Annotated in this window: 18 protein-coding genes, 1 tRNA gene and 1 pseudogene; 17 read left to right on the top strand and 3 right to left on the bottom strand. The window is 31.6% G+C overall.

Annotated elements, in window-relative coordinates; all coding sequences use genetic code 11:
* From SLH33_RS11055 to SLH33_RS10985, 15 genes and pseudogenes are all read left to right on the top strand, one after another.
* A pseudogene (locus SLH33_RS11055) lies at positions 1-112 on the top strand (ferredoxin--NADP(+) reductase); the annotation flags it as partial.
* A gap of 11 nt (positions 113-123) precedes the next feature.
* Complete coding sequence (locus SLH33_RS11050) at positions 124-456, top strand: 2Fe-2S iron-sulfur cluster-binding protein (protein WP_320419166.1); 333 nt, start codon at positions 124-126, stop codon at positions 454-456.
* A gap of 55 nt (positions 457-511) precedes the next feature.
* On the top strand, positions 512-793 hold the full coding sequence (locus tag SLH33_RS11045; RefSeq protein WP_320419165.1) for a hypothetical protein: 282 nt from the start codon (positions 512-514) through the stop codon (positions 791-793).
* A 90-nt stretch (positions 794-883) separates the two neighbouring features.
* On the top strand, positions 884-1,390 hold the full coding sequence (locus SLH33_RS11040; RefSeq protein ID WP_320419164.1) for a ferritin: 507 nt from the start codon (positions 884-886) through the stop codon (positions 1,388-1,390).
* A gap of 279 nt (positions 1,391-1,669) precedes the next feature.
* Positions 1,670-2,827, top strand: a complete 1,158-nt coding sequence (locus SLH33_RS11035) for a homogentisate 1,2-dioxygenase (protein WP_320419163.1) — start codon at positions 1,670-1,672, stop codon at positions 2,825-2,827.
* 135 nt (positions 2,828-2,962) lie between these two features.
* On the top strand, positions 2,963-4,123 hold the full coding sequence (gene hppD, locus SLH33_RS11030; protein WP_320419162.1) for a 4-hydroxyphenylpyruvate dioxygenase: 1,161 nt from the start codon (positions 2,963-2,965) through the stop codon (positions 4,121-4,123).
* A 79-nt stretch (positions 4,124-4,202) separates the two neighbouring features.
* Positions 4,203-5,120 (top strand): tryptophan 2,3-dioxygenase family protein, encoded by a 918-nt coding sequence (locus SLH33_RS11025; protein ID WP_320419161.1) that lies wholly within the window; start codon positions 4,203-4,205, stop codon positions 5,118-5,120.
* Between the two features lie 104 nt (positions 5,121-5,224).
* The gene (locus SLH33_RS11020) at positions 5,225-6,004 is read left to right on the top strand and encodes a DUF3108 domain-containing protein (protein ID WP_320419160.1); all 780 of its coding nucleotides are present in this window, start codon (positions 5,225-5,227) and stop codon (positions 6,002-6,004) included.
* A gap of 86 nt (positions 6,005-6,090) precedes the next feature.
* The gene (locus SLH33_RS11015) at positions 6,091-7,374 is read left to right on the top strand and encodes a peptidoglycan DD-metalloendopeptidase family protein (RefSeq protein WP_320419159.1); all 1,284 of its coding nucleotides are present in this window, start codon (positions 6,091-6,093) and stop codon (positions 7,372-7,374) included.
* A 3-nt stretch (positions 7,375-7,377) separates the two neighbouring features.
* Positions 7,378-8,949 (top strand): glucose-6-phosphate isomerase, encoded by a 1,572-nt coding sequence (gene pgi, locus SLH33_RS11010; RefSeq protein WP_320419158.1) that lies wholly within the window; start codon positions 7,378-7,380, stop codon positions 8,947-8,949.
* Positions 8,950-9,168: 219 nt separating this feature from the next.
* The gene (locus SLH33_RS11005; protein ID WP_320419157.1) at positions 9,169-11,706 is read left to right on the top strand and encodes a TonB-dependent receptor; all 2,538 of its coding nucleotides are present in this window, start codon (positions 9,169-9,171) and stop codon (positions 11,704-11,706) included.
* An 11-nt stretch (positions 11,707-11,717) separates the two neighbouring features.
* Positions 11,718-12,878, top strand: a complete 1,161-nt coding sequence (locus tag SLH33_RS11000; protein ID WP_320419156.1) for a hypothetical protein — start codon at positions 11,718-11,720, stop codon at positions 12,876-12,878.
* A 99-nt stretch (positions 12,879-12,977) separates the two neighbouring features.
* Positions 12,978-13,409 carry a hypothetical protein gene (locus tag SLH33_RS10995; RefSeq protein ID WP_320419168.1) on the top strand — a complete coding sequence of 144 codons (432 nt, stop codon included), beginning with the start codon at positions 12,978-12,980 and terminating at the stop codon, positions 13,407-13,409.
* A gap of 46 nt (positions 13,410-13,455) precedes the next feature.
* Positions 13,456-14,199 (top strand): lysophospholipid acyltransferase family protein, encoded by a 744-nt coding sequence (locus tag SLH33_RS10990; protein WP_320419155.1) that lies wholly within the window; start codon positions 13,456-13,458, stop codon positions 14,197-14,199.
* A complete protein-coding gene (locus tag SLH33_RS10985) occupies positions 14,180-15,160 on the top strand; it encodes an acyl-ACP desaturase (RefSeq protein ID WP_320419153.1) in 981 nt (326 codons plus the stop codon). Before SLH33_RS10990 ends, SLH33_RS10985 begins: the two co-directional genes overlap by 20 nt.
* Positions 15,161-15,264: 104 nt before the next feature.
* Here SLH33_RS10985 and SLH33_RS10980 read toward each other — a convergent pair whose 3' ends face one another.
* Positions 15,265-16,071 carry an amidohydrolase gene (locus SLH33_RS10980; RefSeq protein ID WP_320419152.1) on the bottom strand — a complete coding sequence of 269 codons (807 nt, stop codon included), beginning with the start codon at positions 16,069-16,071 and terminating at the stop codon, positions 15,265-15,267.
* 59 nt (positions 16,072-16,130) lie between these two features.
* On the opposite strand from SLH33_RS10980, the gene SLH33_RS10975 reads away from it, so the two are divergent.
* Entirely contained in the window at positions 16,131-18,884 is a 2,754-nt protein-coding gene (locus SLH33_RS10975; RefSeq protein WP_320419150.1) for a PD-(D/E)XK nuclease family protein, read from the top strand.
* On the opposite strand, the gene SLH33_RS10970 is transcribed toward SLH33_RS10975, so the two are convergent.
* A tRNA-Ala gene (locus SLH33_RS10970) sits at positions 18,885-18,958 on the bottom strand. It lies immediately after the preceding gene.
* A 23-nt stretch (positions 18,959-18,981) separates the two neighbouring features.
* Complete coding sequence (locus SLH33_RS10965; protein WP_320419149.1) at positions 18,982-19,404, bottom strand: molybdenum cofactor biosynthesis protein MoaE; 423 nt, start codon at positions 19,402-19,404, stop codon at positions 18,982-18,984.
* 84 nt (positions 19,405-19,488) lie between these two features.
* Here SLH33_RS10965 and SLH33_RS10960 point away from each other — a divergent pair, with 84 nt between their 5' ends.
* Positions 19,489-21,039: a hypothetical protein gene (locus SLH33_RS10960; RefSeq protein ID WP_320419148.1), complete on the top strand. Its 1,551-nt coding sequence runs from the start codon at positions 19,489-19,491 to the stop codon at positions 21,037-21,039.
* The last annotated feature ends 3 nt before the right edge of the window (positions 21,040-21,042 follow it).

The following is a 21,042-nucleotide window of genomic DNA, read 5'->3' as shown; positions in this document are numbered from 1 at the left end:
AATTTACCCAGATAAAAAATATGTCATGAAATACACAACAGTAGGTGGTGTAGAAGGTTTTGACGGAACAAAAAAAGAAGCACCAAAAGCAGTTGTTAAAGCTATTGAATAAAGAGTTTACTAATGGAACAAGATATTACCTTAAAAATAACAGATAGAGAAGGAGTAACTCATGAAGTGCAAGCGCCAACTGATATGGCAATGAACTTGATGGAAGTTGTTAGGTCTTATGAGTTAGCTCCAGAGGGAACCATCGGTATTTGTGGTGGAATGGCTATGTGTGCATCTTGTCAGTGCTATGTGCTATCAGATCATGAGTTACCTGAAATGGGTGATGAAGAAGAAGCAATGCTAGCAGAAGCATTTTATGTTGAAGATAATAGTAGGTTAGGTTGTCAAATTCCCATTACTCCAGACTTAGATGGTTTGGAAGTTGAATTAGCACCAGAAAGCTAATTTTTATTTATTCTAAATAAATTTGTATGTTTGCACACCATAAAAACACACAATTTTGGATATAGTTAGTTTACAAGAGGTAACGTTTTGTAAATACAGGTTAACAACAATAAATAAAGAAATTTTATTAAGTTTTCCTCAGTTGCTTCAGCTAAGAAATAGCATTCAGAAATTATCAACACATTGGTCTATTCAAGAAATTATTGATACAGATAATTTTGTTTTGTTGTTTGTTGCAGATAAAAAACATCTTATTTATTTAGATATTCCTCAGCTTTTACATTTAAAACAAACAGTAGATTCCTTTTTTGCCCCTATCAAAAGAGTTTTAGTATAAGCTATGCTTATTTAGACTTTTTTCAAATTTCTACAACTAGTTTTTTACACGCTTGTATTGTGGTACTTTTGTTATAAATAAAGTACTATTATGAAAACAGCAGTAAGAAAACAAATGACAATAAATCCTGTTATTATGGATTTGTTAAACCATCAGATTGCATTAGAAATGAAAGCTTCGGCATCTTACCTAGCTATGGCTTCATGGTGCGATCAAAGAGAATTATTAAACAGCAAATCATTTTTTTATAAACAAGCAGAAGAAGAAAGAGAGCATGCTATGAAAATATTCACTTTTATCAATGATAATGGTGGATCAGCAATTTCTCCGAACGTTGAAAACGTAACTAATGATTTTGAAAGCTTAAGAGATATTTATGAAAGATCATTAGATCAGGAAATAAATGTAACAGAATCAATATTTAAAATATTTAAATCAGCAAGAAAAGAAGATGATTTTGTAACAGAAGTATTTTTACAATGGTTTATTACAGAGCAATCTGAAGAAGAAGATACATTTAGAAGCATTATTGATGTGTTTGATTTAATGGAAGGAATGCCGCTTAAAATGATTGATGAGCGCTTACCAAAAGAATAAAATTTACAAGTTAATTTTAGAATCCGAAGTTTTTACGCTTCGGATTTTTTGTTTTAACCTAACGATACATACCAGTATTCTTTTTACTTTTCTGTATATTTGTAAGACAAGCAACTACAACTAAAATGTATAAAGACTTACTTATATATTTAAAGTTTTTGATAAAACGTAACCCTGAGTGAACGTTTAATGTGTAAGTTTTTCAATGTAAAAATGTAGCAATCTTTCGCTAACGCTAATTGTTACATTGTTTTATTAACTCATTAATACATTAACAAAATGCCTTTTTATCATAAACTAGGAAAAATACCTCCTAAACGTCATACACAGTTCCGTAAAGAAGACGGAAGCTTATACTATGAGCAATTATTTGGTACCATTGGTTTTGACGGAATGTCATCGAATTTATATCATGAGCAGCGTCCGACTATGGTAAAAGCAATCAAACAACAATACAGTATTGCACCTAAAGTTGCCAAATCAAATAATATTCAATCGTACCGCTTTCGCGGATTTCAAGTACCACAAGTGGAAGATTATTTGGAAAGTAGAAAAGTGGTGTTAACTAATTCTGATTGTAACATCATTTTAGCAGCACCAAAACAATCAACCAAAGATTATTTTTATAAAAATACTGATGCAGATGAGGTAATTTTCGTTCATAAAGGAACAGGTAAGTTACGTACACACATGGGTAATCTCGATTTTAAATATGGAGATTATATAGTAATTCCTCGCGGAATGATCTATAAAATGGATTTTGATACTGAAGATAACCGTTTGTTCATAGTTGAGAGTTATCGTCCGGTTTACACGCCAAAACGCTATCGAAACTGGTTTGGTCAGTTGTTAGAACATGCTCCTTTTTGTGAGCGTGATATTCGTCAGCCACAAGAACTAGAAACACATAATGAAAAAGGAGACTTTTTGATGAAAATTAAAAAGCAAGATGAAATCATTGAAATGATCTATGCATCACATCCGTTTGATGTAGTTGGGTACGATGGTTATAACTATCCGTATGCTTTTTCAATTCATGATTTTGAACCGATAACAGGTAGAATTCATCAACCGCCTCCAGTACATCAAACATTTGAAACAGATGCATTTGTTATTTGTAGTTTTGTGCCACGTTTGTATGATTACCATCCAAATTCAATTCCAGCACCATACAACCACAGTAATATTGATTCTGATGAAGTGTTGTATTACGTAGATGGTGATTTTATGAGTAGAAATGATATTGAAGCGGGTCATATTTCATTGCATCCTGCAGGTATTCCTCATGGACCGCACCCAGGAGCAACAGAAAGAAGTATTGGGCAAACAGAAACAGAAGAATTAGCGGTAATGGTAGATACCTTTAAACCGTTAAAAGTAACTGAAGAAGCAATGAAAATTGCCGATGAAGATTATTATAAATCGTGGTTGGAGTAAAGCCCATCCCAACCTTCCCAAAGGGAAGGAGTTTAAAAAGGTTTTTATAATTAAATATAACGTATAATTAAAAGAACTCTTATGTTTTCCCGGTTAAGAGTCTCTCCCCTCAGGGGAGATTAAGAGGGGCTTATTATGAGTAAAGAAGTAAAATCAGTAAACTACGGTTTAGAAAAAATATTTGAAGGAGCGCAAGATTTCCTTCCACTTTTAGGAACAGATTATGTAGAGTTTTATGTAGGGAATGCAAAGCAAGCTGCGCATTATTATAAAACAGCATTCGGATTTGAATCGTATGCCTACAAAGGATTAGAAACAGGCTCAAAAGAAGAAGTGAGTTATGTGTTAAAACAAGATAAAATCCGATTAGTGTTAACAACTCCGTTAAACAGTAAATCACCAATCAATGATCATATTGTAAAGCATGGAGACGGAGTAAAAGTAGTAGCACTTTGGGTAGAAGATGCACGTTCGGCTTGGGAAGAAACCACAAAGCGCGGAGCAAAATCTTTCATGGAACCTAAAGTAGAGAAAGACGAACACGGAGAAGTAGTTCGTGCAGGAATTTATACCTACGGAGAAACGGTTCACATGTTTGTTGAGCGTAAAAACTACAACGGAATATTTTTACCAGGTTTCCAAGAATGGAAATCAAATTACAATCCGCCATCAGCAGGATTAAAATATATCGACCATATGGTTGGTAATGTGGGTTGGGGGCAAATGAATAAATGGGTAAAATGGTACGAAGATGTGATGGGATTCGTAAACTTTTTATCGTTTGATGATAAGCAAATCCATACCGAATACTCAGCATTAATGAGTAAAGTAATGAGTAATGGTAACGGACGTATTAAATTTCCAATTAATGAACCAGCAGAAGCAGCAAAAAGATCACAAATTGAAGAATATTTAGATTTTTACGAAGGTGAAGGAGTACAACACATTGCTGTAGCAACTGATGATATTGTAAAAACCGTAACACGTTTGCGTGATTACGGAGTGGAGTTTTTACCACCACCACCGCAAGCGTACTACGATATGATTCCTGAGCGGTTAGGAAATCATATGGAAATGATGAAAGAAGACATTTCTAAGTTGCAAGAATTGTCTATTTTAGTAGATGCAGACGAAGAAGGATATTTATTACAAATCTTTACCAAACCTGTTGAAGATCGCCCAACCTTGTTCTTTGAAATTATTCAACGTATGGGGGCCAAAGGTTTTGGTGCAGGAAACTTCAAAGCCTTGTTTGAATCAATAGAAAGAGAACAAGAAAAAAGAGGAACATTATAATTCTCAATTTATATTAAAAGTGAAAAGAACCAAGCCACAAGATTTTCTTGAAACTTGGTTCTTTTAGTCTTAAACAAATATGGAAAAAGACAAAATTTTAAAAGCCATTGAAGAAAAGTATGACGAACTTGGAGTTCCATTAAATTCAATGTTAGAAGGTTTGTTGTGGAGCAAACCCATTACGTATTGGGATTATATCCAAACCGATGCCTTATTAGGACTGCAAATTCCGCGTACCACACAACCCGATGAAATGGTATTTATCATGTACCATCAGGTAAATGAGTTATTGTTCAAAATGATTTTGTGGGAAATAGATCAAGTAGCAAAATCATCAGAAATTTCTGCAGAAAAATTCTCAAAACATTTAATGCGAATTAGTCGTTACTTTGATATGCTATGTAGTTCATTTACAGTAATGGCAGATGGTATGGATACAGAACAATATTTAAAATTTAGAAATACATTAACGCCCGCAAGTGGTTTTCAAAGTGCACAATATCGAAAAATTGAATTTGCATCCACAGAGCTAATCAATTTGATTGATGCTCGTTATAGAGAAACTATTGACAGGAATTCATCCTTTAAAAATGCCTATGATCATTTGTATTGGCAAGCAGCAGGAAAAAACTACAATACAGGTCAAAAATCCACGCTTTTAAACTTATTTGAAAAGAAGTACATGGGTGAATTTATTGACTTTATGGAAGATTATAATGATATAAACTTATCTAAAAAATTTAAGCAGCTTCCAAAAGAAATTCAGCAAGATCAAACTTTAATTAAAGCAATGCGTCATTATGATTATACAGTAAACGTAAAATGGGTAATGGCACATTATAATGCTGCAGGTAAATATTTAGGAGGAAGTGAAAAAGATATAGAAGCTACTGGAGGAAGCAACTGGAGAAAATATTTGCATCCAAAATATCAACGTAGAATATTCTTTCCCTATTTATGGTCTAAAGAAGAATTAGACAATTGGGGTGAATTTTAATAAGATGTTAAAACATTGTAAAAAAGCAGTTTAAATTAGTGAAGAAACTGCTTTTTTTATTTTTGGAACGGTAATTGTCATGCTTTTTTTATAAGTTTGATATCGTGAAAAAATTACTATACATTTTTACAATTGCAATGACAATTGCAAGTTATGGACAAGAAAAAGCGCAAGCCTTTAAAAGTGGCGAATGGCTTAGATACAGGATGAGCTATAGCGGGTTCTTTAAAGCAGGAACTGCAGAGCTTAGTTTAAAAGAAACCACTTTAGATGGTAAAAAAGTGCTGCATGCCAAAGGAGAAGGAAAAACCTCTGATGTAGTAGGGTGGTTTTTTAAAGTAGATGATACTTATGAAAGTTACTTTGATACAGAAACCGTAAAACCTTACTATTTTAAAAGAAAAATAGACGAAGGAGGCTATAAAAAACATAAACATATAAAATTTAACCATGAAAAAAACACAGCCATGGTACAAGATTTTATAAAGCAAGAAGATACAGTTATATCTGTTAACGGAGTTCAAGATATGATTTCTACCTTTTACTTTTTAAGGGCTTATGATACTCAAAGCTTAACAAAAGGAGAACAGATTGATGTTGATATGTTTTTTGACAATAAAACCTATCCTTTTAAATTAAAGTTTTTAGGAAATGAAATGGTAGAAACAAAATTTGGTAAAGTAAAAACTCAAAAATTTAGACCTTTAGTACAAGCAGGTAGAGTTTTTAAAGCTGAAGAAAGTGTTACCATTTGGATTACTGCAGATGACAATAAAATTCCCATAAAAATGAAAGCTTCACTAGCTGTAGGATCATTAAGAGCAGAACTTGAAGCGTATAAAGGTTTGGCAAATCCGTTTGAAATTGTTTTTGACCAAAACTAAAAGGCCTGCACTTTACAAACTGTTAAATAATTACATTGAACTACATTAATTTGTATTTTTGCTCTTGGAAGAAAAAATACAGGTACTTGAAACTAAAAAACATAATCCCATTTATTGTATTGTTTTTCTTTTTTTCATGTAAAAAAGAAGAAAAACAGAAAGTAATTGAACAAGTGGTTGAGGTTGAAAAACCAAAGCCAGTTATAAAATATGGCTTTAATTTTGATAACTATAAAGTAGTTAATGATACGATTAAAAATGGAGAGAGTTTTGGAATTATAATGGATAGACACCATGTAATGTACCCTAAAATTAATGCAATTGCTACAGCTATAAAAGATACATTTGATGTAAGAAGAGTAAGAACCAATAAAGCCTATACTATTTTAGCATCAAAAGATTCAACACAAACCGCACAAGTTTTTATTTACAAACACAATAAGGTTACCTCTACAATTATTGATTTTAAAGACTCAATTATAAAAGCATACACCTATAAAAAGCCTATAAAAATAATTGATAGAGAGGTTTCTGGTAAAATTACTTCAAACTTTTCTGTAGCTATTGACACGCTGGGGTTAAGACCAACATTAGCAAACACAATAGCGGATATTTACTCATGGACGTTGGATTTTTATCGTTTACAAAAAGATGATACTTTCAAACTTATTTTTGAAGAAAAGTTTATTAATGATACAGTATCTGTAGGCTATGGTAGGGTAAAAGCAGCTGTATTTAACCATAAAGGAAAAGACTTATATGCTTATAGATTCATAGCGGATACCATTCGTCAAATCCCGGAATATTTTGATGATGAAGCATCGTTACTAAGAAGACAGTTTTTAAAATCACCAATCAAATTCCAATACAGAATATCTTCAAGATATAACTTAAGAAGAAGGATTCGTTTGTATGGAAATAGAATAAGAGCACATAAAGGAACCGATTTTGCAGCTAAAATTAATACGCCAATTATGGCAACTGCAAGTGGTACTGTAGTAGAATCTGCACGAAGAGGAGGAAACGGTAATTATGTAAAAATAAGACATAACGGTACATATAGCACTCAATATTTACACATGAAACGAAGAAAGGTAAGAGTAGGAGAATATGTGCAACAAGGAGATATTATTGGTTGGGTAGGAATGACAGGTAACACTAGTGGACCTCATGTTTGCTATCGTTTTTGGAAAAATGGACGTCAAGTAGACCCGTTTAGAGAAAAATTACCTTCAGCCAAACCAATGGAAGAAAGTTTAAAGCCTAAATATTTTGAATTTATAAAACCTTTGAAAGAACAATTAGATAGTATATCTTTACCCGTTGAGGAAAAAGAGATAATACCAGAACAAATTGTAGCAAACAACTAATCAATGGCTTTACAAAATATTAACCCAACACAAACCAATGCTTGGAAGCAATTATCAAAGCATTTTTCTGATAATGAGCAAGTAACAATAAAGGAGTTATTCAATCAAAATTCTAATAGAAAATCTGATTTTACTATTCAATTAGATCAACTAGAGGTTGATTTTTCAAAGAATAGAATAACAAAAGAAACGCTAGATTTATTAGTGAAGCTTGCTAACGAAGTTGAGTTAAAAGATGCTATTCAAAAATATTTTTCTGGAGATATTATTAATGTAACTGAAGAAAGAGCGGTATTGCATACGGCTTTACGTAGCTCTTCTGAAGAACCTATTTTAATAAATGGGAAAGATATAAAGCCTAAAATTCAATCTACTCTTAAAAAAATAAGAGCTTTTAGCAATAAAGTTGTTTCAGGTAAATGGAAAGGATATACAGGTAAATCTATTACCGATATTGTAAATATAGGAATTGGAGGTTCAGATCTTGGGCCAGATATGGTGGTTGAAGCACTTCAATTTTATAAAAATAAATTAAACACACATTTTGTTTCTAATGTAGATGGAGATCATGTTCAAGAAATCTTGAAAAAAGTAAATCCTGAAACTACATTATTTGTTATAGTATCAAAAACCTTTACTACTCAAGAAACCATAACCAATGCGAATACAATTAAAGATTGGTTTATGCGCTCAGCTTCTGTATTTGATGTGGCTAAACATTTTGTGGCGGTTTCAACTAATTTAGAGGCAGTTTATAATTTTGGAATTGATAAAAACAATGTGTTCCCAATGTGGGATTGGGTAGGTGGACGCTTTTCGTTATGGTCGGCTGTAGGTTTATCAATTTCATTAGCTGTTGGATTTGATAATTTTAAAGAATTATTAGAGGGCGCAGAAAAAATGGATAATCATTTTAAATCTGCTGATTTTGATAAAAATATTCCAGTTGTTTTAGCGCTGTTGAGTGTTTGGTATAATAATTTTTATAAAGCAGAAACAGAAGCTGTTTTACCGTACACTCAATATTTATCTAAACTACCAGATTATTTGCAGCAAGCTATTATGGAAAGTAATGGTAAAAGTGTAGATAGAGATGGAAACCCTATAGATTATCAAACTGGAACTATAGTTTGGGGTAGCACAGGTACAAATATGCAACATGCATTTATGCAATTGGTGCATCAAGGAACCAAATTAATTCCTGCTGATTTTATTGGATTTAAAAAATCTTTATATGGTTTAACAGATCATCATAAAAAATTAATGGCCAATTTTGAAGCGCAAATGGAAGCCTTGGCTTTTGGTAAAACAAAAGAAGAAGTTCATCTAGAGCTTAAAACTGCGGGTCAATCAGATAAGATCAATCAATTATTACCTTTCAAAGTTTTTGAAGGGAATAGACCAAATAATGCTATTTTGTTTGACAAACTAACTCCTTTAACTCTAGGAATGCTAATAGCTTTGTACGAGCATAAGATTTTTACACAAGGAATTATTTGGAACATCTTTTCATACGACCAATTTGGTGTCGAATTAGGTAAAGAATTAGCCAAAAAAATCTTACAATCTTCCTAAAAAATTAAATTTTCTTAAAAGTTAAAATGGTGTATAGTATTTATTAATCTGTGTTAATAAAGCTGTTAACATTTAATTGGTTGCTAATCAATTACTAAAAAGGTTTAGTTGTATCTTTCAGGAGTCTTAAGGAGGTGTTAAAACTTAACATTGCCTTAACATTCGTACTGTGTAAAAGCAGGATTTTTGCAACGCATTTAATAACAATTAAATTTAACAATGAGAAAATTTAAAAATTTATTACTAGTAGCATTATTCTTTGTGACTGCTACGGTTTTAGGGCAAACTAAAATTTCAGGTAAAGTAGTTGACGAAACTGGTGAGCCATTACCTGGAGCAAGTGTAGTAGAGAAGGGTACTGGCAATGGTACATCTACAGATTTTGATGGAAAGTTTATGTTAAACACAAAATCTAATAATGGAACAGTAGTAGTTTCTTTTGTAGGGTACACAAACAAACAAGTAGCTTTTGCTAAGGGAGGAGATTTAGGCACTATTCAATTAACTGAGGATGGTCAAGTTCTTGACGAAATCGTTATTACAACAACATCTTTTGCAATTGATAGAAAGACTCCAATAGCGGTTTCAACTATAAAAGCTGCAGATATTGAGATGAAATTAGGTACTCAAGAATTTCCTGAAATATTAAAATCTACACCTGGGGTGTATGCAACTAAATCTGGTGGAGGTTATGGAGATGGTAGAATCAATTTACGTGGATTTAACTCTGAAAATGTAGCAGTAATGATTAACGGTGTTCCAGTAAATGATATGGAAAACGGTAGAGTTTATTGGTCTAACTGGGCAGGCTTAGGAGATGTAACAAGTGCTATGCAGGTTCAAAGAGGTTTAGGAGCCTCTAAGGTTGCAGTACCTTCAGTTGGGGGAACAATAAATGTTATTTCTAAAACTACAGATGTTAAACAAGGAGGGAATGTAATGTTTAGCTTCGGTAATGATGGATATCAAAAATTTGGCTTTACTTATTCAACCGGATTAAATGATAATGGTGTTGCAGCGACAGTTTCTGCAGCTCAAACAAATGGAGAGGGTTACGTTGACGGAACTCCATTTTCAGGATTTAATTATTTTGTAAATGTTTCTAAACAGTTTAACGAATCGCATAAATTATCGTTAACAGCTTTTGGAGCAAAACAACGTCATGGACAAAGACAAAATATGCACTCTATTAAAACTTTCAGAGATAGTGAAAGAGGTAGAAGATTTAATTCAGATTGGGGTTATAAACAAGGACAGTTAACTAGTTCTGAGGATAATTTTTATCATAAACCACAAATTTCATTAAACCATAACTGGACATTGAGTGATAAAACTTTTATATCAACAGCAGCGTACTATTCGTTTGGTACTGGTGGTGGTGGTGGTACAGGTGGTGCCAATAAGTTTAGATTTAATGACTCAGATTACAGGATTGGACCTTTAGGAACTATCAATTTTGATAAAATTGTAGAAGAAAATATAGCTAATGGAGTTAATGGTTCTGAAACTATTTTAAGAGCGTCAAGAAATGATCATAAATGGTATGGTATTTTATCTACATTAAAAACAGACCTTACAGATGAACTAACATTCTTGACAGGTATAGATTACAGGAATTATAAAGGAATTCACTTTACTGAAGTAACAGATTTATTAGGAGGAAGTTATTTTGCTGATGACTCAAATGTTAACAATTTAGGGAACCAAGCTCAGGTTGGAGACAAAATCTGGTATGATAATGATGGAAAAGTAGGATGGTTAGGTGGTTTTGGTCAGTTAGAATATTCTAAAGATAAAATATCTTCTTTCTTTTCATTTTCTTTATCAAACACTTCTTATCAAAGAATAGACCGTTTTCAATATTTAGATTCAGATCCTTTACAAGAGTCTGATAAGTATAATTTCTTAGGGTTTGGTACTAAAGGAGGAGTGAATTATAATATAGATGATACTCATGGGGTTTTTGTAAACTTAGGTTATTTCGAAAAAGCTCCATATTTTAATTCTGTTTTTGCAGAAAATAATAACGTTGATGTTAACTCAGACGCAGAAAATCAAAAGATTACGAGTTACGAAGTTGGTTATACGTTAAGAGGCGAAAAATTATCAGCTAACATAAACCTTTATAGAACAAAGTGGGATGATAGAACAGAAGTTGCACGTTTTGAGTTACAAGATGAATCAATAGCGTTTGCTAACATTTTAGGTGTAGGAGCACTTCATCAGGGTGTCGAGGTTGATTTTAGTTATAAACCAATTGACAAATTAACAATTACAGGAATGCTTTCGTTAGGAGATTGGAGATGGTTAAACAATGTGGAAAATGTTCAAATTTTTAATGAAGCAAATGAATTAGTAGACACTGTTGATATTTTTATAGAAGATTTACATGTTGGTGATGCTGCACAAACAACAGCATCATTAGGTTTAAATTATAAATTAACTCCAGAAACGACTTTTACTCTAGACTATAACCACTACTCAGATTTATATGCAGAGTTTGATCCTAGTGATAGAGGAACAGAAGGTGCTCCTGAGGCATGGAAAGTTCCTGCTTATAATTTATTTGATACAGCATTAAGGCATAAGTTTAAATTAGGTAATTTCGATACGACCTTAACTGCAAGACTCAATAATGTATTTGATGTAGAATATATTTCAGATGCAAGAGATGGAGGTAATTCTACAGCTACCGATGCGCAAGTATACTATGGTTTAGGAAGAACATTCAGCTTCGGAGCCAAAATTAATTTTTAAAAATTTATAAAATGAAAAAAATAATTTATTTATTAACAGTGATTACATTATTTTCTAATTGTAATCCGCTAGAAGATGTAAATGAAATTGTTGATGCTATTCCAGAAGAACCTAATGTTGGAAGCTTTGAGTATAAACTAACAGATGACGATTATGAAGCATTAGAGTTAAATTATGGTAATTTTAATTCTGAAGATGATGCTAAAGAAATATTACCAGAATTTTTATTAGAAAAGTATAGTTTATACGGTGAGGGTTCTGATGCTACAATTACATTTAATATTTATGAACCAAAGTTTACTGAAAGAAGTTTAAAGGTATATGAAGTAACAGACCAAGATTATACTGACAATGGTCATACTTATGGAAACTTTGATAGTTTTACAGATATTTCAAGTTTTTTAGATGTAAAGTACCCTGATGCACCTCATAGGATGTTAGTTTCGTTGACATATAAATATTATGATGGATCTGTATCTACTTTAGAAAACGGTTTTATTAAAATTAATGATACTTGGGAAATGGTTTCAGGTATAACTGATGATGAGTATTTTGCTATGGGTGAAAGCTACACTAACTTTTCTGATGAAGATGAAGCTTTGGTAAAAATACCTGTTTATCTAAACGACAAGTTTAAATATGAACCAAAAGAAGATGGAGATATTGAAGGTGTAATGTATAAATTATATGTAAAAGACACTGAAGATATTGATGAAGATGGTAGTGTAGATGATAATGCTGTTTATAGTTTTATAGCTTATTTCGTTTATGATGGAATGAATTGGTCTCAATACACAAATGAAGTTGAAGGTGCAGTTAAATTTGCGCACAACGGTACTACTTGGGTGCCTGATAATACAATTAGACACACTTTATCAGGAGCAGATTTTGCATTTATTGGTGATGCTTTTGCTAATGAATCAGGTTATGAAGATGCAGCATCAAGTGCAGCTAGATATGGTAATTTTGATAGAAGAGATGGTGAAGCAGCTTATTGGAGTGATGAAATGATTTTAAATGCGATTAGTAAATTGATTGATGAATCATTAAATCCATCAGCTGAAGAAGGTCAAAAGTATGTTATTACTTATGCTATCTATGATGGAAATAGTGGAGAAGAAGTAATAAGTATTATAAAAGAAAATGGTTTATGGATATACAATGAAGAATAAAATCATTGTGTGTTTTAAATTTATAACCACCTCATTTGAGGTGGTTTTTTTATGCGCAAAAATCAGTACATTTACGGTATCAAAAATTAACAAATCATGATGAAGACAGTGCATTCTTATTGGGCATATATATTATTAGCTGTATTAATTTTTACGGTTGTAAATGCAGCAGTAGGATTAATACAAAAAAAAGAATTTACTCATAAAGATTTTCGTTTAGGGTTATTCACGCTTATAGCCACACATATTCAATTATTAATTGGTTTAGGATGGTATTTTATGTCGCCTTGGTATAAAATCCTTAAAGCTGATGCAAGTACTGCTATGGGAGAACCTGCAGTTCGTTTATTAGCTGTTGAACATCCTTTAATGATGATTGTTGCTATCGTGTTAATAACAATGGGATGGTCTAAACATAAAAAAGTAGTTAAAAGCGAATCAAAATTTAAAACCTTTGCTATTTTTTACGGTCTAGGATTAGTTATAATTCTATCAAGAATACCGTGGTCAAATTGGTTTCAAAATTTATAATTAATACAAATTCCCGCGAAAGCGGGAATCTTATTTTATAATAAACATGAAAATTATTAGTTATATACTCTCAGCACTATTCGGATTAGTATTTTTTGTAATACTATTAATATTCCACCCTATTCAATGGGTGTGTTTTAATGTGTTTGGTTATAAAGCGCATAAGTTATCGGTTGATGTCTTAAACTGGTTTCTAGTAAAATCATTACTTATTCTGGGTGTACCTGTTAGGTTTAACAAAAATTATGAATTGCCAGAGAATGAAACCATTATTTTTGTTTCCAATCATCAAAGTATGTTTGATATACCTCCAATTATTTGGTATTTAAGAAAACATCATCCTAAGTTTGTGTCTAAAATAGAGTTAGGAAAAGGAATACCGAGTATTTCATACAATTTACGTCAAGGAGGAGCTGCATTAATTGATAGAAAAGATAGAGTTCAAGCAATAAAAGAGCTAAATGCTTTTGCTAAAAGAATTCATGATAACAAATGGTCGGCAGTAATTTTTCCCGAAGGAACTAGAAGTAGAAATGGTGAGCCTAAACCTTTTTCAACAGGAGGCCTAAAAACCATTATAACTCATAATCCTGAAGCCTATGTTGTGCCAATTACAGTGAATAATTCATGGAAAATCTTCAAATACGGTAAGTTTCCGTTAGGAATTTTCAGCCCGTTAACTTTAGAAGTACACGAACCAATTCATTTAAAAAATAAAAATGTTGACCAAGTGTTAACAACAGTAGAAGAACAAATAAAAAGTAAGATTAATGTCAATACAAAACATTAGAAGAGAAGTGATGCAAACTTTGGAAAAAAAGATCCATAGTTTTGTTGATGAGTTTTTAATTCCCGTTGAAAAAATTTGGCAGCCCACTGATTTTTTACCGAATTCTCAAGAAGATTCTTTTTTAGAAGAAGTAAAGGAAATCAGAGAGATCTCAAAAGAATTAGACGATGATTTTTGGGTGGTGTTAGTAGGAGATACTATTACCGAAGAAGCCTTACCAACCTACGAATCTTGGTTGATGGAATTAGACGGAGTTAAACAAGACCCTGACAATGGTTGGGCAAAATGGGTGCGTGCGTGGACCGCTGAAGAAAACCGTCATGGAGATGTGTTAAATAAATACTTGTATTTATCAGGAAGAGTAAATATGCGCGAGGTAGAAATTACCACTCAGCATTTAATTTCTGACGGATTTGACATCGGTACATCAACAGATCCGTATAAAAACTTTGTGTATACCAGTTTTCAAGAGTTAGCAACGTATATTTCACATAATAACGTTGCTAAAATTGCTCGTAAAAGCGGACATAAAGCATTGGCTAAAATGTCAAGAATTATTGCCGGAGATGAAATGCGTCATCATAAAGCATACACAGCATTTGTTAAGGAGATTTTTAAGATAGATCCAAGCGAAATGATGTTAGCATTTGAAAAAATGATGAAGCACAAAATTGTAATGCCTGCAATGCACTTACGTGAATCGTTTGGAGCAAAAGGAAGTTTATTTGATGATTTTTCAACAGTAGCACAAAGAATCGGTGTTTACACAGGTTTTGATTACGTTGATATTTTGAAAAAATTAAATGATACTTGGGAAATTGATAAAATTACAGGCTTAACTGAGGAAGCAGAAAAGGCACGTGATTATTTAATGAAATTACCAGATAGAATGTATAGAATTACAGAACGAATTGTAGTTCCAGATACAAAATTCAATTTTAAATGGATGATACCAGCATAAAAAAAGAGCCAATTAAGGCTCTTTTTTATTTTCGTCATTACGAGGAAGAATGACGAAGTAATCTCTTTATAAAACAATAACTTCACTTTGCTTATAAAATATTCTTATTTTAAAATAAAATCATCTTTATCGTTTAAAAAACCGAGTTTTTTTCGGGTATTTTGTTGCGTGACTTTATCAATTTCAAGATAAATAATATCTTCTTTTTTGTTGTTTTCTTCAGAAAGAGAGTTTCCTAAATAATCATAAACAGCAGAATGACCCACGTATTCGTAATCATTCGCGTCTGTACCAATTCTGTTTACACCAATGGTGTAACTCATATTTTCAATAGCACGAGCTTTTAATAAGGCATCCCAAGCAGCAATTCTAACTTTGGGCCAACTAGCTACATATATAAGTAAATCATAGTTTTCAATGTTTCTTGACCATACTGGAAAACGTAAATCATAACAAATCAACGGACAAATTTTCCAGCCTTTATAATCGACTATTAATTTATTTTCTCCTGCGGAATACACTTCGTTCTCTTTAGCCAAAGTAAAAGTGTGACGTTTATCGTAAAACTCGATTTTACCAGAAGGATGTAAAAATAACAAACGGTTGTAGTAATTGTCATCTTGAGTGGAGCTAAAAGGTCTTTCAGAAATAATGACGCTTCCAACAATTGCACAGCTTTTTTCAGATGCCATTTTTTGCATCCATAGTATGGTTTCACCTTCCATGGTTTCAGCTAATGCTGAAGCGTTCATGGAAAAGCCAGTTGAAAACATTTCAGGCAACACAATCAAATCAACATCATTAGTAATTGTGTTGATTTTTGCTTCAAACAGCTTTCTGTTAGCTTCAGGATTTTCCCAAACTAAATCTGATTGAATAAGCGCGATGTTTAATTTTTCAGAAGAATTCATCAATAAAAATTAGCAAATCTCTACTCTCAAAAATAAGATAAATATTGTACTTTCGGAGTATGCAAACTTTTATTTCTGAAACCATTCAAGATATTTTAAAAACTACAAAATCGTTTGAAAATGTGGTTTTTGTGTTGCCTTCTCAACGTGCAGGAGTTTTTGTAAAACAAACGCTAAAAAATGAAATTTCAGCTGGGTTTTTACCGGAAATCATCAATATTGAGCAATTTGTTGAACAAGTTTCAGAAATTAAAAAAGTAGATTCTGTTCAGTTACTATTTCATTTTTACACCATTTATAAATCTTTAGAGCCTGAACCAGATTCTTTTGATGTTTTTTCTTCATGGGCGTTTACAGTGTTGCAAGATTTTAATGAAATTGATCAGCATTTGGTAGATACTCGTGAAATTTTTGTGTACATACGAGACGTACAACGACTAAGAAAATGGTCGGTAAAAGGAACATTTCAAGAAACTGAATTGATGAAAGATCATTATGCGTTTACCGAAAAGTTGAATGATTTTTATGATGTTTTTTATCAATTTTTAATTGAAAATAAAATCGGTTATCAAGGAGTTTTGTATCGTGAAGCCACCAAAAAAATAGATGATTATCTAGCAAAAAACGCTAACAAAAAGATATTTTTTATCGGATTCAATGCATTAAACGCAGCTGAAGAAACCATTTTCCAAAAAGTACTTACCACAGGAAACGGAGATGCTTATTGGGATATGGATGCTGAATTTTTGAATTCAAATCATTCTGCAGGAAATTATGTTAGAAGGTATAAAAGCGAATGGAAACATTACCAAAACAATGAGATAAAAATCATAGGGAATTGGTTTTCGCAACCTAAAAATATTGAGTTGGTAGGAGCTTCCAAAAACATATCTCAGGTTAAATACGCGGGAGAAGTATTGTCAAAGATGCCAAATTATAACAATACTGCGCTAGTTTTAGCAGATGAAAGTTTATTGCCAATTACGCTAAACTCGTTACCGCAAAATGTTGACGCTATCAACATAACCATGGGATATCCGCTTAAAGATATGCCAACGACGAGTTTGATTTTGTCGGTTTTTTACCTGTTTTTATCTCAAGAAAAATTACAGAAGTCAAATCAAAATGTGTTTTACTATAAAGACGTAATTCGTTTCATCAAACAACCTTTAATTTATCAGTTGTTATTGGTAGATGATTTTTCGGTTTCTGATGAAATTTCTCAGCATATTTCCAAAGAAAATAATACGTTTATTTCTCAAGTTTATATCACATCTTTTTTAGAAAAAACTTCATCAGAAGTTCAAAAAACAATAATCTCTGTATTTGAAAAATACACGGATATTAATGAATTTATAGAGCGAATTTTACAATTAATCAATTCATTGAAAGATGATGTTGAAGGTTTAGAAAAAGAGTTTTTATTCCGATTTCATACAGCTTTTACACAACTTCAAAACTTACAATTAGCGTATGAATATTTCACTGATTTAAAAACGTTACATCAGTTTTTCAGGCAATTAATTTCTTCGGAAAGTTTGTCGTTTCAAGGAGAACCATTACAAGGTTTACAGTTGATGGGAATGCTAGAAACCCGTGTGTTGGACTTTGAAAATGTGATTTTAACTTCGGTGAATGAAGGAATTTTACCAGCAAGCACGCAACAAACTTCTTTTGTTCCGTTTGATGCGAAAGTGCAATTTAACTTGCCTACGTATCGAGAAAAAGATGCGATTTTCTCGTATCACTTTTTCAGATTGATTCAACGAGCAAAAAATGTGGTGTTAATCTACAATACAGAAAGCGATACGTTTGGAGGTGGTGAAAAAAGCCGTTTTGTGACGCAATTGGAATTGATGAAAGACGGAATTGAAACCAAAATTGTAAGTCCGAAAGTAGTTACAGAAGCATCAGAACTTAAAGAAATTAAGAAGAATAAATTAGTTGCATCAAAATTACAAGAGCTAGCTGAAAAAGGTATTTCACCATCGGCGTTGACCAATTATTTGTACAATCCGATTGCTTTTTACAAACAAAAAGTATTAAAAATTAAAGAGTTTGATGAAGTTGAAGAGGAAGTTGCTTTTAACACACTTGGAACCGTTGTACATGATACTTTAGATGAATTGTATAAACCGTTTTTAGGAAGATTTTTGTTGTTGGAAGATGTTAACAACATGCAGAAAAATGTAAAAACGCTAGTTGAAAAATATTTTTCACAACATTTTAGAAACGGAGATATTTCAACAGGAAAAAATAGATTGATTTTTGAGGTGGCTGTTCGGTTTGTCAACAATTTTTTAAAGCAAGAAAAAGCATTGTTGAAAGATGAAACCAATCAGTTAAAAATAATTGCCACGGAAGAAGATTATAGCATTCAAATTGAAGTTGATGGAATTAATTTCCCGATTAAAATTCACGGACAGGTGGATAGAGTTGATGAACTTAACGGAGTAACGAGAATTATTGATTATAAAACAGGTTTGGTAAAATCAACCGATTTAAAAGTTGTCGATTTTGAACAAATCCGAGATTATAAATTCAGTAAAGCCATTCAGGTGTTGTTGTACGCATACATGTACTCAAAAAATGAAAAAGTTGATGCAGATAAGCCGTTACAAGCTGGAATTTATTCTTTTAAAAACCTTAATAACGGATTTTTACAACTTAATTTTTCAGCAAACTACAGAACACCAGATTACGAAGTAACTCAAGATAAATTAGAAGATTTTATAGCAGAAATAAAAGTACTGTTGCAAGAAATTTACAACCCTAAAATTGCGTTTACAGAACCTACAGAGCTTCCGTATTAGTGGAGCATATCGGAGTCGAACCGATGACCTTTTGACTGCCAGTCAAACGCTCTAGCCAACTGAGCTAATGCCCCAAAATTTGTCAAATATACATTTTTTACGGATGTGCATTCACCCAAACCTCACCATCAGTAAAAAATTCTTTTTTCCAAATAGGTACGGTTTGTTTTAAAGTATCAATAGCAAATTCACAAGCCTCAAAAGCAGCTTTTCTATGTGGTGCAGAAGCAGTAATAATTACGGGAACCTCCCCTACTTTTAATAATCCTTCTGCATGATGAATAGCAATTTTTTGAATTGAAAATTTCTCTAAAGCAGCTTCGGCAATTTTTTGCATTTCTTTAAGTGCCATGGGTTTGTAACAACTAAAATCCAACCCAGTAACTTCTTTATTTTTAGTAGAATTCCTAACGGTTCCTATAAAAGCGGCAATTCCGCCACAAGAATCATCGGTTACAAAATCATAACACTCGTTTACATCGAGTTTTTGAGACGTTATTTTAATTGAGATTATACTCATTATAAAAAATTTAATATATAAACCAAAAAGGTTTTATGGTATTAATATAGTATTTTCGACACTTTAAACCCCAAAAATAAATTAATGAAAAAACTATTACTATTAACCGTTGCAATTTTTTTTAGTCTGAATTTTTATTGTCAAGACAACCCAATAAATGTTGAATTGAAAAAAAGTGAAGTATTTTCTGAAAAAAAAGAAAGTGTTTTAAGAACAATTTTTAAAGATGAATTAAATAATTTATATGTAATAAGAACATTAAATAACGAAACAAGCTTAATGATTGATGTTTTTGATGAAAATTTTAAAAATGTGCATTCTTATGATTATGAACTTAAAAAAAGACATAGGGTAGCAGGAGGTTTTTTAAACAATAATACTTTAGGATTTGTAGAATATTTTGAAAATAAAAAAGAAAAAAAAATTGAAGCATTTTTACATACCTCACAAAAAAACAGCTTAGATTTTTCTAAAAAAAAGATTTTTGAAGTAACAACAGATAGGTACCCTTCTTTTTTTGAATCATTATTTTCAGCAGGTAGAGTTGATAGAGATTTTGAAGGAAATATGTCTTTTTCTAAATCAGGAAAGTATAATGTTTTTAATATTGACTCTTCTGATAAAAAAAATGAGCATCATAGTATTTTAGTTTTTGATGAAGACTTTAATAAACTATGGGAAAAGGAATTTGAATTACCATATGAAGATAAACGTTTTAAATTGCAGGATATAATAGTGTCTGATGATGCAGAAGTGTTTGTGCTTGGTAAAGTGCACCCAAAAAAGAAAGAGAAAAAGAAAAAAGGAGGAAATTATCATTATGAATTATTTAAAATATCTGAGGATAAAGTAACATCAACTAAAATTTCTGTTGATGATCATTTTGTGGCTACATTAGAATTAAATTTTACTCCAGAAAATAAAATAAACTGTATTGGATTTTATTCAAATAGAAATGAAAACAGATTTAAAGGTGTGTGTTCCTTTGTAATTAAAAGCGAAAATATTCAAATTGAAAACGCGCGTTTTTCTCCCTTTACTGAACAGTTTTTAGTTGATAAGTACGGAAAATCAAAGGATAAAGAATTAAGAAATATTGAATTTAAAAATGTTTCATATACAAATGAAGGAGATGTCATAATTACAGCAGAAGAATTTTTTATAACTACAACGTATGTTTATAATCAATATGGAGGATATACAAAAATATCCTATAATTTTGATGATATTATTGTAGTGAAATTAAATCAAAATGGAGAACTACAATGGGCTAGAAATATTAATAAAGCACAAACCTCAGGATATTATTCAAATCCATTAATGTCTTTCGGAACAGCCCAAACTAATAACAATGAATATTTAATTTTAAATGCTCATAAAAACATGGGAGAATTATCTGGAGGAAGAGTAAAATTTAGAGAAAGTTTTTTATGGAAAGCAACAAAGAAAAATACTAATTTATATATTGTTAAATTTGACAAAGAAGGAAATTTTTTCTACAAAAGTTTATTGTCTAACAAAGAAGAAGTAACACCTTTTAATTGTAGGTACGTAGAACAAGTTTCAGACAACGAAGTGATTTTGTATGGTCAAAGAAAAAAGAAAAGACAATTTTTAAAAATAACAATCAACTAAAAA

It is taken from the genome of Tenacibaculum sp. IB213877 (assembly GCF_034043975.1).
Classification (GTDB): domain Bacteria; phylum Bacteroidota; class Bacteroidia; order Flavobacteriales; family Flavobacteriaceae; genus Polaribacter.
The sequence above is the reverse complement of the archived record's forward strand: the minus strand, read 5'-3'. Positions and strand labels throughout refer to the sequence as shown.